Below are 13,427 nucleotides of genomic sequence, written 5' to 3' on the forward strand. Positions count from 1 at the left end.
TACAGGGAAAGTTGTTTTGAAAAATATACAGATATGAAAGATAATAAAAAAATTATATAGAAAGGAAAATATATAATGAACTTTCTTAAGTTTTCATTATACAAGGATTTAGGATGAGTGTTTATGTGCATTTAGCGGAAGGCTTTGAAGAAATTGAAGCATTAACGGTTGTGGATGTTCTAAGACGAGCTTCTGTCGACGTTAAAATGGTATCTATTGGGACAAATAAAATGGTAACCGGGGCACATGGGATTTGTGTAAAAGCCGATTTGCTTTTTGAAGAAGCGAATTATAAGTCTTGTGAGATGCTTGTATTTCCTGGCGGTATGCCAGGAACCTTAAATTTAAAAGAACATGAAGGATTGAAAAAAGAATTAGTTGCTTTTAATGAAGAGGAAAAATGGATTGCAGCAATTTGTGCAGCACCGATGATTTTAGGGGAACTTAACATGTTAAAAGACAAAGCAGCTACTATTTATCCCGGAATGGAGCAACATTTAGTCGGTGCAAGAATTTCAGATCAACGGATTGTACAGGATAAACACATCATTACGTCAAAAGGACCTGGTACGGCTATGGAATTTACTTTAAAACTCGTAGAGGTTTTAACAGATAGTAAATCTAAACAACGTTTGGAAAATGACATGGTTATAAAATAAATGCTTTTAAGGGATGATTACTGAATCATCCCTTAATTATTATATATAGGTATATCATATGAAATTTTACCATTGTAGTATAAAACAAATATAGGTATAATAATAAAGTTATACAAAATGAGCAGAAGGAGAAGCAAATGGAGCATATATTTAAAGATTTATATAAAGAAAATTTTTCAATTAGCTTTGAATCATATAAAGTGTTTTATCATGTGGCTACATTATCAAGCATGACTCAGGCAGCTGAAGTATTATTTTTGACACAGCCTGCGGTAAGCAAGTCCATTCATAATTTGGAAGCAGAATTGGGCTGCAGTCTTTTTAATCGTACACAAAAGGGAATGGCCTTAACCGAAGAAGGTAAAATTTTATATAAATATATTATGAACGCCTATGATAATATCATGATGGGTCAAAAAAAATTATGGCAGATGATAAACATGGAAAATGGTATTATTCGAATCGGAACGGATGAAATGACCGTATATTTTGATCTTTTACCGAAGCTGGAAGCTTTTAATGTCAAGCATCCAAAAATAAAAATGGAAGTAATGAGCTATAAAAGACCGGGACTAATCAGGGGCATCAAAGACGGAGAAATTGATTTTGGTGTTATCATGGCTGAGGATGAAAAATACGAAAATCTTGAAATTCATGAACTGAACACGGTAAAATACAGTTTCATTGTGGGTCCGAAATATAAGGATATGACGAAACGGAATTGGACTTTAGAAGAAATTATAGAGTATCCAATCATTTCTCTGGAAAAAGATATGAGTGCGAGAAAACATATAAATGATTATTTTCTTGGAAATGGGTTGTTGTTTCGCCCTGATATTGAGTTGACTACGACATCTTTAATTGTTCCTTTTGCAGAACGAAATTTAGGGATTGGAATTGTAGCGCACCATTTTGCTGAAGATTCCATGCATCAGCAAAGATGCTTTGAAATTCATGTTACACCGGCGATACCGGATCGAAGAGCCTGTGTTATAAATGGGAAAAAACATTCCATTTCTTTAGCGGCAAAACAGTTCTTGACCGAAATTTTTTCAGATGAAGAGGATGAAAAAAAGTTGTAATTGACATAAGTATTATTTATTTTACAAAAAACCTTATATCCTCTATTATTGTTCTAGTGATGAACAATGCCAAGAGAGGATGCCAATATGCATTAAATCATAGAGGTAACGTTAACGCGATGCTTCTATTTTTTTTGAGGCTTTGAATCGTACAGTAATAAAGGAAAGGAGTCGATGAGTTTTGGATACGCTATCAGAGGAGTTGATACATAGGTTAAATACGGAAGTCTTTTTTGAAATTCCCATTTTTGGCGGAATACCAATTTCTCAAAGTGTGGTTGCTACCTGGGGTATTATGGCTATCTTAGTTTTGGGCTCCATATTGCTGGTTCGAAATTTAAAAATTGTTCCGGGAAGAAAGCAGATTGCTTTAGAGATTGTAGTCGGTGGATTTTTAAAAATGTTTTATGGGATTTTAGGGGAATCCGGAAAGCAGTATGCACCTTATTTGACGACAGTACTGATTTACATTGGAATTGCAAATCTTACCGGGGTTGTTGGAGTAGCACCGCCGACAAAAGATTTAAATGTAACAGCGGCATTGGCTTTTATGAGTATTATCCTTGTTGAATATGCAGGAATTCGAACCAAGGGGTTGTTCGGATGGTTCAAGAGTTTTGCTGAACCAATGGCAATTATTACGCCAATTAAAATCATGGAAGTCTTTATGCGACCGCTATCGCTTTGCATGCGTATGTTCGGAAATATTTTTGGAAGCTTTGTTGTGATGGAGATGCTGATGATTGTTGCACCAGTGATTATTCCGGTTCCATTCAGCCTCTATTTTGATTTTTTTGACGGACTTGTGCAAGCATATGTGTTTGTATTTTTAACTTCTTTATTTATAAGGGAAGCGATTGAGATTGAAGGGTAAAAAAAGAAAGAGAAAGAAAAAACGGCAGTTGCCGCATAAAAAGGAGCGTGTATTATTATGACAACATTAATTGCAATTGGAGCTGGTCTCGCAGTATTAGCAGGTTTAGGAGCAGGGCTTGGAATCGGTATTGCTACATCAAAAGCAGTGGATGCCATTGCAAGGCAGCCGGAAGCAGAAGGAAAAATAAGAAATACTTTAATTTTAGGATGTGCATTAGCAGAAGCAACAGCTATTTATGGTTTTGTAGTAGCAATTATGATCATTATTTTTCTAAAATAAATGCTGGAGGCGATGAAGAATGACAGGATTAAATTGGAACTTTGTTTTTACCATAATCAATCTGATTGTCCTTTATTTACTTATGCAGAAATTTTTATACCGTCCAATCATGAGTATTATGCAGCAAAGAGAACAGCTTATTAAAACGCAGCTGGATTCAGCTAAAAATACAGAGCAAGAAGCATTCGCATTAAAAGAAAAATATGAAACTTCTTTAGCAAGTGTAGAAAAAGAGGCGGATTTAATATTGAATCGTTCAAGAAGTCGTGCACAAGCAGAGTATGATTTGATTCTACAGGATGCAAATGCAGCTGCAAAGCAAGTAATGAAAGAGACAGAAAAAGAAATCGAGACAGAATGGGAAAAAGCAATACAGAATATTTCTGATGAGATTGCTGCTCTTGCAGTATCGGCAGCGGAAAAAGCAATTGGACAACAAAAAAGCGGCGTTTTTTGATCAGAAAATGATGAACGCATTTTTGAAAGAAGAGGGTGTCAGCGATGAACAAACAAGCCGACAGCTATGGAAGAGCGCTGTTTGAGATTGGAATTAAAAAAAGAATTATAGAGGAAAGCAGAAAACTTTATAGTAAGAATCCTGCTTTAAAAGAAGCGCTTTGTAATCCTTCCGTTACAAAAGAAGAAAAGCACCGAGTCATTGACGCGATTTTTTCTCCTAAGATACGGAATTTTTTAAAAGTTCTTTGTGATAATGGAAGTATGGATCAGTTCGAAGAGATTTATAGATCTTATGAAGGATGTTGCTTGGAAAGTGAAAATATTCTGACGGCAAAATTGATTTATGTAACAGAACCGCAAACAGAGCAGCTGGAAGCGATGAAACAAACGTTAGCATTAAAATATGATAAGGACAGTGTAAAGTTGGATATGAAGCAGGATGCTTCGTTAATCGGAGGATTTCTTTTAAGAGTTGGCGATGAGGAATACGATTATAGCGTAAAAGGCAGACTTGCGCAGCTTTACAAGAAACTCGCGTGGAGGTGAAGGAATTGGGCAATATTTGTGCTGAAGAAATTCTTTCGGTGTTAAAAAATGAAATTGAACATTATGAAGATAAATCACAGATGCAGGAGGTAGGTACTGTTATTCGTGCCGGTGATGGAATTGCTACAGTCTATGGACTTTCTCGTGCAATGTATGGAGAGTTAGTGGTATTTGAAACCGGAGTAGAAGGCATTGTACAAAGCTTGGAGGAAAAAACAGTTGGTGTCGTACTTCTAGGATCTGATCATGGAATTATAGAAGGTTCGAAGGTAAACCGAACTGGTGAAAGAGCCTGCGTTGGAGTTGGCGAAGAAATGATTGGACGTGTTGTTGATGCTCTTGGAAATCCAATCGATGGAAAAGGTAAGATAAAGACGACGGAAAAGCGTCCGATAGAAAATCCGGCTCCCGGTGTAGTAGAACGAAAATCGGTATCGGAACCGATGTCTACCGGAATTTTAGCCATTGACTCTATGTTTCCGATCGGAAGAGGTCAGCGTGAGCTAATTATTGGAGATCGTCAGACAGGAAAAACTTCCATTGCAGTAGATACCATTTTGAATCAAAAAGGAAAAGATGTTGTTTGTATCTATGTTGCCATTGGGCAGAAATCGTCTACGGTTGCACAGATTGTAAATACACTATCGAAACATGGTGCAATGGATTATTCCATTATAGTAGCTGCATCAGCAAGTGAATTGGCACCATTGCAGTATATTGCTCCTTATGCAGGTACCGCAATGGCAGAGTATTTTATGTATAGGGGCAAAGATGTTTTGATTGTTTATGATGATTTATCAAAGCATGCTGTGGCTTATCGTGCCATGTCTTTATTGCTCAAGCGTCCGCCTGGCAGAGAGGCTTACCCTGGAGATGTTTTTTATTTACATTCCAGATTGCTTGAACGTTCCAGTCGTTTGGATGAGGCACATGGAGGCGGTTCCATTACCGCTTTGCCGATTATTGAAACCTTAGCAGGGGATGTTTCGGCTTATATCCCAACCAATGTCATTTCCATTACGGATGGGCAGATTTTTTTAGAAAGTGAATTATTTTTCTCTGGTATAAGACCGGCGGTAAATGTAGGCTTATCGGTATCTCGTGTAGGTGGAGCCGCACAAACAAAAGCCATGAAAAAAGCTTCCGGAAATTTACGTATCGATTTGGCACAGTATCGTGAGATGGAAGTGTTTACTCAGTTTAGCTCTGATTTAGATGCTTCTACGAAAGAATTGCTGGATCATGGTAGTCGTTTGATCGAGTTGCTCAAACAGCCATTGAATCAGCCGATGAGTTTGCATGCTATGGTAATTTCTCTTTGTGCAGCAAATCATAAACTTATGCTTGATGTACCACTAAAAGAGATTAAAACATTTCAAAGAAATATGCTTGCCTACATGGAAAAAGAGTATCATGCATTGGTACAGAAAATAGAACAGGAAAAGATTCTGACCGATGAAATGATTGAAGAAATTATAAGCGGTATTAAAGAATTTAAAAGCAGGTGATTTCATGGCAAATATGAGAGAAATACGGATTCGAATGAAAAGCATCCAAGATACCATGAAAATTACAAATGCCATGTATTTAATTTCATCTTCAAAGTTAAAAAAAGCAAGGAAGGTTTTAGATGATACCATGCCTTATTTTGTGACGCTGCAAAAAACTATTCATGACATTCTACTTCATTCACCAGACATTTCTCACGCTTATTTTGATAAACGTGAGTTAAAACCGAAAGAAAATAAAAAAAAGGCGTATATTGTCATTACAGCTGATAAAGGGCTAGCCGGTGGATACAATCATAATGTCATAAAGTTGGCAGAGCAAGAAATGGCAAAAAGCAAGCATAATATTTTATTTGCAGTTGGTCAGGTTGGAAGACAATATTTTCAGAGAAAAAAAGAAGAAATGGCAAATGATTTCTTCTATACAAATTATAATCCGACACGCTATCGTGCAAGATGTATCACAGAGACTATAATTGATGGTTTTAATAAAGGTGAAATCGATGAGGTATACATGGTGTATACAAAAATGGTGACACCGATGAAAGCAGAGGCGGAGGTCATTCAGCTTTTGCCGCTTTCTCAAGGTGAATTTGTTTCTATGGAGAAAGAAGAATACAAACACTTTGCAGAATATTCACCTTCTCCGCAGGTGGTTATGAATCATCTGGTGCCAAATTACATCAAAGGTTTTATTTATGGAGCTATGGTAGAAGCCTTTTCTGCCGAGCAGCATGCACGAATGACTGCTATGCAGTCTGCAACTGACAGTGCTAAGGATATGATTCGGCAGTTATCTTTACTGTATAACCGCGCCAGACAGGCTGCCATTACACAAGAAATCAATGAAGTTGTCAGTGGTGCCGGATCGGAGGATAGATAGATATGAAAAAGGGAAAAATTGTACAGGTTTTGGGACCTGTCGTTGATGTAGAATTTAATACAGATCAGCTTCCTTTTATCAAGGATGCGTTGAGCGTTACGGTAGATGGAGAGGAAAAGGTCATGGAAGCGGCACAGTATATGGGAAATCATGTCATACGCTGTATCATGCTTTCTGCCAGTGAGGGTCTTGCGAAGGGAATGGAAGTCTTTGCAATGGATTCTTGCATTCAAGTACCGGTAGGTAAACAAACATTAGGCAGAATGTTTAACGTTTTGGGAAAAACGATTGATGGGGGAAAAGACTTAGAAGCAGAAATAAAATGGCCAATTCACAGAAAGCCCCCAGCATTTGAAGACCAAAGTCCAGTCGTTGAAGTTCTGGAAACGGGAATCAAGGTAATCGATTTGCTTGCGCCTTATGCAAAGGGTGGTAAAATCGGATTATTTGGCGGTGCCGGAGTTGGAAAAACGGTATTGATTCAGGAATTGATTCATAACATTGCAACAGAGCATGGCGGTTATTCTATCTTTACAGGGGTTGGAGAACGTTCCAGAGAAGGAAATGACCTTTGGACAGAAATGACAGAATCCGGAGTAATCAACAAGACGGCACTCGTATTTGGACAGATGAATGAACCGCCCGGTTCACGTATGCGTGTAGCACAGACTGGTTTGACTATGGCAGAATATTTCAGAGATGAAGAACACCAGAATGTTCTTTTGTTTATTGATAATATTTTCCGATATGTGCAGGCAGGATCTGAGGTTTCCGCACTTCTTGGACGTATGCCGTCTGCAGTAGGCTATCAGCCAACTTTGGCAAACGAAGTCGGTGAACTTCAGGAACGAATTACTTCTACAAAAAATGGTTCCATTACTTCCGTTCAGGCTGTTTATGTTCCGGCAGATGATTTGACTGACCCGGCGCCTGCAACTACATTTGCCCATTTGGATGCAACGACCGTACTTTCTAGAAAGATTGTAGAGCAAGGGATTTATCCGGCAGTTGATCCTCTGGAATCCACTTCTCGTATTTTAGAGCCGGATGTTGTTGGGGAAGAACATTATCAAGTGGCGAGACAGACACAGGAGCTGCTTCAAAGATACAAAGAGCTTCAGGATATTATTGCGATTCTAGGTATGGAGGAACTGGATGAGGAGGATAAGTTAGCTGTATATCGTGCAAGAAAGATTCAAAAGTATTTATCACAGCCTTTCTCTGTAGCTGAGAACTTCACGGGAATTAGTGGGAAATATGTACCACTGAAAGAAACGATTCGCGGTTTTAAAGCCATAATCGAAGGAGAGTTGGATGCGTATCCGGAAAGTGCATTTTTAATGGTAGGTACGATAGAAGAAGTCATTGAAAAAGCGAATGCAATGGGATTTAATAAGTCTGGAGAAGCTGAAAGTGAGGCGTAGCATATGAGCAAAACCTTTGATTTAAAAATTGTAGCCAGCGATCGAGATTTTTTTGAAGGCAAATCGGAAATGATCATACTTCCGGCAATTGATGGAAATCATGGTGTGATGGCACAGCATGAATCTATGGTAACGGCAATTCAAGCTGGGGAAGTACGGTTTCAAGTCGACGGAGAATGGAAGATTGCTGCATTGGGTGATGGGTTTGCAGAAATTATGCCGGATTATGTGGTAGTAGTGGTTGATACCGCTGAATGGCCGGAAGAAATCGATGTACGCCGCGCAGAAGAGGCGCGGGAGCGTGCAGAGGAGCGTTTAAGAAGCAAACAGGCATTGATGGAGTATTATCATTCGAAGGCGGCATTGTCCAGGGCTATGGCACGTTTAAAGGTTACGAAAAAGGTAAGATAAAGACTGAAAGAAAAAGGCGGCGCACTTCATGCGACCGCCTTTTAAAATAGTAATGTCCTTTCTTAAATTTTAATTGCTTATGAAGTTATACGATAATTGCAGTAAGATAAAAGCTTAAATCTGGAAGCATTGACTGCATTGATGAATTTTGATTGCAATGGACAGTTGTTCTGCCTGAGACGGGTTTTTCCAGCTAAGACCTGTGATGGCAGTTATTTTATCAAGGCGATACCGAACCGTGTTTTCATGTTGCTTTAAGATCTCGGCTGCCTCGGAAATATTCTGACCGTAGTCTACGAAGGTCTCTAAAGTGGGAAGCAGCTTTGTGCCGTTTTCCATATCATACTCTAAAACCTTTTCTAAGATACTTTTACAGAAATTCTGCATAGAAGGGCTGCTGCAGTGTGGAAGAAGCAGTTTAAAAATACCAAGATGATTAAAATAGTGAATTTTTTTCTTTTCCTTCGAAATATTTAGGGAAGCGTATATGCTTTCTATGATGCTGTCAGAGTATTCATCAAGTTTATAGTGGCAGGCACTGATGCCTGTTATAAATTCTTCTGAATCAGACAATACGGTATTTATCATTTTTTCAATAAAGTCTTCTTTATAAAATTCCGAAATATTATCGCAGGAATAAGTAAGAAGCATACCGTGTTTGTAATAGCACAGGCTTGTTCCCAAAGAGTTCAAAGGATTTTTTTGAAAAAGATTATAATATTTTTTAAACTGTACTTCGGTAAAAAAATCATTTCCACGGAAGTGAATCGTAAAAAATTGGTTTTCGGAGGATGGATTAATCATTTTTGCGTGTGTGATCCGTTCTGCTTCCGTTAACGGATGATTCAAAAGTATGTCGATTTCCTTTTGGATAAAGTCTGTTGAAGCCATCAGGTTACTATGACTATCTATTTCGTATATTATTTTTTCAAAATATATTTTATTCGATTCAATGAGAAAAATAGGGAAATTCATAGAATCAGCATAACGAATGATAGAATCACTGATCGGAAGCTTGAACACATTTTTAATTGCTAGTCCGCTTGCACCTTTTGCAACAAGGTGTTTGACCGCATCACTAACCAAGTAATGATTTTCTTTTGCATAGAGAAATGTGGTCAAAGCAAATTGTCCTTCATGAAAATTAATGTGAAAATATTTGTTTTTCAGTGTTGGCTCCAGCTCGTAATCCAGTATGCCGGCATCTTTGATCACTCTTGAAAGCCCGCCTCGGCCGGCAATTATCTTTACGCCGCCAGCAAAAGTACCATAAAAATCGGATACGGTATAATTCATCTTCGTGCCTTTCTTTCTACATTTATAAATAAATATAAAAATAGAATCTATCTTTTATAAATTTTAACAATGATATAATTATGATATTTATACCATCAATCATTGTCAATAGAATTATAACTTATTCTCCTGATTTGTATTGTAATTTATAACAAATAAATAAGATTGATTATGCCTTTGTTCTTAGATAGGCTGTTATTATAGATAGGAAATATCGCAGAAAGCGATGAGAAAGCAGGTGATGACTATGATCAAAGAGTTTAAAGTGGAAACATGGCTGAATCCAAGAGATGCAAAGTGCAAGTATAATTTAGGAGCTAGCTGTGTAAAAGCAATGTCGCTGGAAGAACTGGCGGAAATCAGCGGGGAAAATAAGGATGAGCTGACTAACTATTTTATGCAGACACATCTTCACTATGGCGAGTTTGCAGGCTCAGAGCGTTTAAAAAAGGCGATAGCAGGTATTTATACTGAAAAAATTACTCCGGATATGGTTCTGACTCTTCACGGGGGAACCGGCGCAAACTCAACGGTAATTACCGGACTTTTGGAAAGAGAAGACAATGTCGTAGCGGTGCTTCCGAATTATCAGCAGCATTACTCAATTCCCGAAGCACTTGGAAATGAGGTGCGTATTCTTCATTTGGAGAAAGAAGAGGATTACAAAATAAATCCCGAGAAATTGGAAAAGCTGGTGGACTGCAATACAAAATTGATTACTTTCACCAATCCGAATAACCCTACCGGTGCGTATATGAGTGAAGATGAGCTGCAGCCGGTAATAGAAATCGCAAGAAAGAATGGCGCTTTTATTCTCAGCGATGAAATATATAGAGGATTGAGGGAAGACTATATGCCTTCAATCGTTGATCTCTATGAGAAAGGGATCGCAACAAGCAGTATGTCTAAGGTCTACTCTATGGCGGGAACAAGAGTCGGATGGGCTGTTGTGCCTGACGAGGCGGCTTATGAAATATTGTTTAACAGAAGATCCTATGACACGATTTGCAATGGAGTGTTTGATGAACTCATGGCTGCAATCTGCCTTGAAAACAATGAAAAAATTCTAAAGAGATCCAAAGAGATTGTATGTTCAAATAAAGCAATTGTAGATAAATGGTTAAAAAAACAGCCGCATTTAAAAGTTTACGGACAGACTTATACTTCAACAATGCTCGTTCATTATGACTACGAGATTGAAGTAGTGGAATTATGTGATGATATTTATGAGAAAACAGGTGTTTTGCTCTGCCACGGTGATTGTTTTGAAGAAGAAAAATGCTTCCGGCTCGGTTTTGGATTCGGAGATCAAACGCTTTTGAAAGATGGTCTGAAAACACTGGAAGAATATTTAGCAAAGCTGGAAAAATAGGAGGAAGCGATGGAAGTTATGATACTTGGACGCAAGGAAATTGAGAAAGTTCTTGAAATGCCTAAGGTAATAAAGGGCGTGGAGGAGGTATACAAGCTGAAAGCAGCAGGAAAAACAGTAGTATGGCCTCTGGTATCCTATGATTTTGAAGAAAAGAAAGCTGTTATGGACATTCGTTCCGGATGCGTATTCGGAGAGAACCTTCATGGATTAAAAATGCTGAATAATTTTCCGCTCAATGTGCAAAACGGACTTCCGCCCTTTAACGGGATGCTGATGATCTTTGATTCAGAGACGGGAATTCCGCTTGGTGTTATGGATGCATCCTATATTACTTGTATGAGAACCGGTGCAGCAGGTGCGATCGGAGCGAAAACACTTGCAAGAGCAGATTCGGAAACACTTTTCATTTTAGGCGCGGGAAAACAGGCGGCTTATCAGATTAAGGCAAGTTTAATCTTAATGCCGCAAATTAAAAAAGTATATATTGCAGATGTAATTAATTCAGAGAATGCGGTTCACTTGGCGGAAGAATTTGAAAAAAGTATGGATTATGTACATTGCAGATTCGAAGCTGTCGGTAATCTTGAAAAAGCTGTGGGGGAAAGTGATGTGATTATTACCGTAACACCTTCGAGAAGTCCTGTAATAAAAAAAGAATGGATTAAGCCAGGTACGCACTTCAGCTGTATTGGTGCCGATATGGAGGGAAAAGAAGAAATCGACCCGAAGATATTTGCCGGTGCTAGAATCTATGCAGATGATAAAGCACAGTGTATAAAAGTAGGAGAAATGGAGATCCCTTTGAGAGACGGTTACATTTCTGAGCAGGATATCTGCGGAGAAATCGGGCAGGTATTGGCAGGTCAGATCAAAGGAAGAGAGAGTCAGGAAGAAATTACAATTTTTGATGCAACTGGCTTAGCACTTTTAGATCTTGTGACTGGAAAATGTGCCATAGAACTGGCGAGAGAAAAAGGTCTTGGAATCAAAGCCGATATATAAGTTATGTAAAAGAAAAGTCCTACCTGTTTTATGAAATTTGCAGGGGACTTTTCTTTTGTTATGCAGGAAATATTATCAACAGGAATCTTTGATTTCACTACTATAATAATCCGTATTTTTTTAATTTGTTATATAGGGTTTGACGTGATATGGAAAGTTCCTGTGCTGTTTTGGTAATATTAAAACGATTTTTTTCGAAGGAACTTTTAATGATAGTTTGCTCCAAAGTTTCAAGTTGGGTAGCCAAAGAAGAACCAGTGACCATATATTCGGAATAATCAGGCTCCGGAGCAGGAGATATTTTGATAGAAGATATGGTTTTAAGGGGATTCTTTATAAGAAGATAATCGGGAAGGTCGGATAAAGTAATCATGCCGGAAGGCCTGATCGTGCAGGCGTATTCAATGACGTTTTTCAGTTCCCTTACATTTCCTTCCCAGGAATAGGAGCTGAATAAAGTCAGAACTTCTTTGTTAATACCTTTTACCTGGTGATTTAGTCTTGCATTGTAATAGCTGATATACGTATCACAAAGCAAAGGAATGTCATCGATACGTTCTCGAAGGGGTGGAATGGAAAAGCTGGCAACATTCAGGCGGAAAAAAAGGTCTTTCCTGAATTGCCCTCTTTGAACCATCTTATCAAGAGGTTCATTTGTAGAGGCGACGATTCTGACATCGGTTTCTCTTTCGTAAGATTCACCGACACGACGGATGGATTTTGTTTCTATGGAACGGAGCAGCTTGCTTTGCAGTTCTAAAGACATCGAGTTGATTTCATCCAGAAACAGGGTGCCGCCTTTTGCCACTTCAAAAAGTCCAGCCTTATCCATTGCTCCTGTGAAACTTCCTTTTGTAGAACCGAACAAAATACTTTCCATAAGATTGCTTGGGATTGCCGCGCAGTTTTGTATAATAAAAGGTTTTTCTTTTCTTTTACTGTTTGCATGAATTGTATGGGCGATCAATTCTTTTCCTGTTCCGGTCTCACCGTAGATTAAAATATTGGAATCGCCTCTGGCGAGCATTTTTAGCTTTTCAAAGCTGCCTTTAAAAGCTTTATTCTGAGTTATAATATCATCGAAATTATATTTTGAAGAAAAAGGAATTTTCTTTTTGCGTCCGGAGGTGCTATTCAATTCCACGGACATGACGATTCCACCAATGACACCTGTTTCGTTAATAAGAGGGTAGGCGGAATTGAGCGCCTTTTTTGCAATGCCATTGACTTCAAACTGTTGCAGTTCATTTACAATTACACTTTTTGTGTCCATTGCTCTGAATAGAGTAAAGTCCTCTCTTTTAAAAAAGGGATACAATTCAAAAATAGAACGTCCAATGGCATTTTCGTACCGTACCATATTGATTTCATCATTATAGTCCTCATAATATAACACTTTACCGTTGGTATCACTAATCAGGATTGAGTCACTGTGACCAAATAACTCCTTAAATACTTTATCTGTCTTCACATTTTTGTCCATCTTAGAAAGCCCTCCTTGTATGATAGTGTTACATATTGTCCAATTATTATACATTTTGTAAATAGAATAGTCAATCAATTTAAAAAATTAGAATAATATCCATGGCTGGAGGAGCAGAGCAATAAAAAATTAATTCTAAGAGG

The 13,427-nt window shown here is 38.1% G+C and carries 14 protein-coding genes; 12 read left to right on the forward strand and 2 right to left on the reverse strand.

The window, feature by feature from the left end:
- Positions 1-113 precede the first annotated feature (113 nt).
- The 10 genes from I2490_RS05905 (at position 114) to atpC (ending at position 8,128) form a co-directional block, all read left to right on the forward strand.
- The gene (locus I2490_RS05905) at positions 114-659 is read left to right on the forward strand and encodes a DJ-1 family glyoxalase III (RefSeq protein WP_206458841.1); all 546 of its coding nucleotides are present in this window, start codon (positions 114-116) and stop codon (positions 657-659) included.
- Between the two features lie 137 nt (positions 660-796).
- Entirely contained in the window at positions 797-1,741 is a 945-nt protein-coding gene (locus tag I2490_RS05910; RefSeq protein ID WP_206458842.1) for a LysR family transcriptional regulator, read from the forward strand.
- A gap of 181 nt (positions 1,742-1,922) precedes the next feature.
- Complete coding sequence (locus tag I2490_RS05915) at positions 1,923-2,615, forward strand: F0F1 ATP synthase subunit A (RefSeq protein ID WP_209010582.1); 693 nt, start codon at positions 1,923-1,925, stop codon at positions 2,613-2,615.
- A 57-nt stretch (positions 2,616-2,672) separates the two neighbouring features.
- Positions 2,673-2,897, forward strand: a complete 225-nt coding sequence (atpE, locus tag I2490_RS05920; RefSeq protein WP_206458843.1) for an ATP synthase F0 subunit C — start codon at positions 2,673-2,675, stop codon at positions 2,895-2,897.
- A 19-nt stretch (positions 2,898-2,916) separates the two neighbouring features.
- On the forward strand, positions 2,917-3,354 hold the full coding sequence (gene atpF, locus I2490_RS05925) for a F0F1 ATP synthase subunit B (protein ID WP_206458844.1): 438 nt from the start codon (positions 2,917-2,919) through the stop codon (positions 3,352-3,354).
- Between the two features lie 44 nt (positions 3,355-3,398).
- Complete coding sequence (atpH, locus tag I2490_RS05930; protein WP_206458845.1) at positions 3,399-3,902, forward strand: ATP synthase F1 subunit delta; 504 nt, start codon at positions 3,399-3,401, stop codon at positions 3,900-3,902.
- A 5-nt stretch (positions 3,903-3,907) separates the two neighbouring features.
- Positions 3,908-5,410: a F0F1 ATP synthase subunit alpha gene (atpA, locus tag I2490_RS05935; protein WP_209010583.1), complete on the forward strand. Its 1,503-nt coding sequence runs from the start codon at positions 3,908-3,910 to the stop codon at positions 5,408-5,410.
- Positions 5,411-5,414: 4 nt separating this feature from the next.
- Positions 5,415-6,293, forward strand: coding sequence for an ATP synthase F1 subunit gamma (gene atpG / locus I2490_RS05940; protein WP_206458846.1), 879 nt, complete (start codon positions 5,415-5,417; stop codon positions 6,291-6,293).
- A gap of 2 nt (positions 6,294-6,295) precedes the next feature.
- A complete protein-coding gene (gene atpD, locus I2490_RS05945; RefSeq protein ID WP_206458847.1) occupies positions 6,296-7,717 on the forward strand; it encodes a F0F1 ATP synthase subunit beta in 1,422 nt (473 codons plus the stop codon).
- Positions 7,718-7,720: 3 nt separating this feature from the next.
- Positions 7,721-8,128, forward strand: coding sequence for an ATP synthase F1 subunit epsilon (gene atpC, locus I2490_RS05950; RefSeq protein ID WP_206458848.1), 408 nt, complete (start codon positions 7,721-7,723; stop codon positions 8,126-8,128).
- 114 nt (positions 8,129-8,242) lie between these two features.
- On the opposite strand, the gene I2490_RS05955 is transcribed toward atpC, so the two are convergent.
- Complete coding sequence (locus tag I2490_RS05955; protein WP_206458849.1) at positions 8,243-9,424, reverse strand: PucR family transcriptional regulator; 1,182 nt, start codon at positions 9,422-9,424, stop codon at positions 8,243-8,245.
- Positions 9,425-9,671: 247 nt separating this feature from the next.
- Here I2490_RS05955 and I2490_RS05960 point away from each other — a divergent pair, with 247 nt between their 5' ends.
- Both I2490_RS05960 and I2490_RS05965 read left to right on the forward strand, forming a co-directional pair.
- The gene (locus tag I2490_RS05960) at positions 9,672-10,796 is read left to right on the forward strand and encodes an aminotransferase class I/II-fold pyridoxal phosphate-dependent enzyme (protein WP_206458850.1); all 1,125 of its coding nucleotides are present in this window, start codon (positions 9,672-9,674) and stop codon (positions 10,794-10,796) included.
- Positions 10,797-10,805: 9 nt separating this feature from the next.
- Positions 10,806-11,801: an ornithine cyclodeaminase family protein gene (locus I2490_RS05965; RefSeq protein ID WP_206458851.1), complete on the forward strand. Its 996-nt coding sequence runs from the start codon at positions 10,806-10,808 to the stop codon at positions 11,799-11,801.
- 100 nt (positions 11,802-11,901) lie between these two features.
- Here the strand turns inward: I2490_RS05965 and I2490_RS05970 are convergent, their stop codons facing one another.
- Positions 11,902-13,284, reverse strand: a complete 1,383-nt coding sequence (locus tag I2490_RS05970) for a sigma-54 interaction domain-containing protein (RefSeq protein ID WP_206458852.1) — start codon at positions 13,282-13,284, stop codon at positions 11,902-11,904.
- Between the last annotated feature and the right edge of the window lie 143 nt (positions 13,285-13,427).

Origin of the sequence: Anaerovorax sp. IOR16 (assembly GCF_017168145.1) — a bacterium.
Classification (GTDB): domain Bacteria; phylum Bacillota; class Clostridia; order Peptostreptococcales; family Anaerovoracaceae; genus IOR16.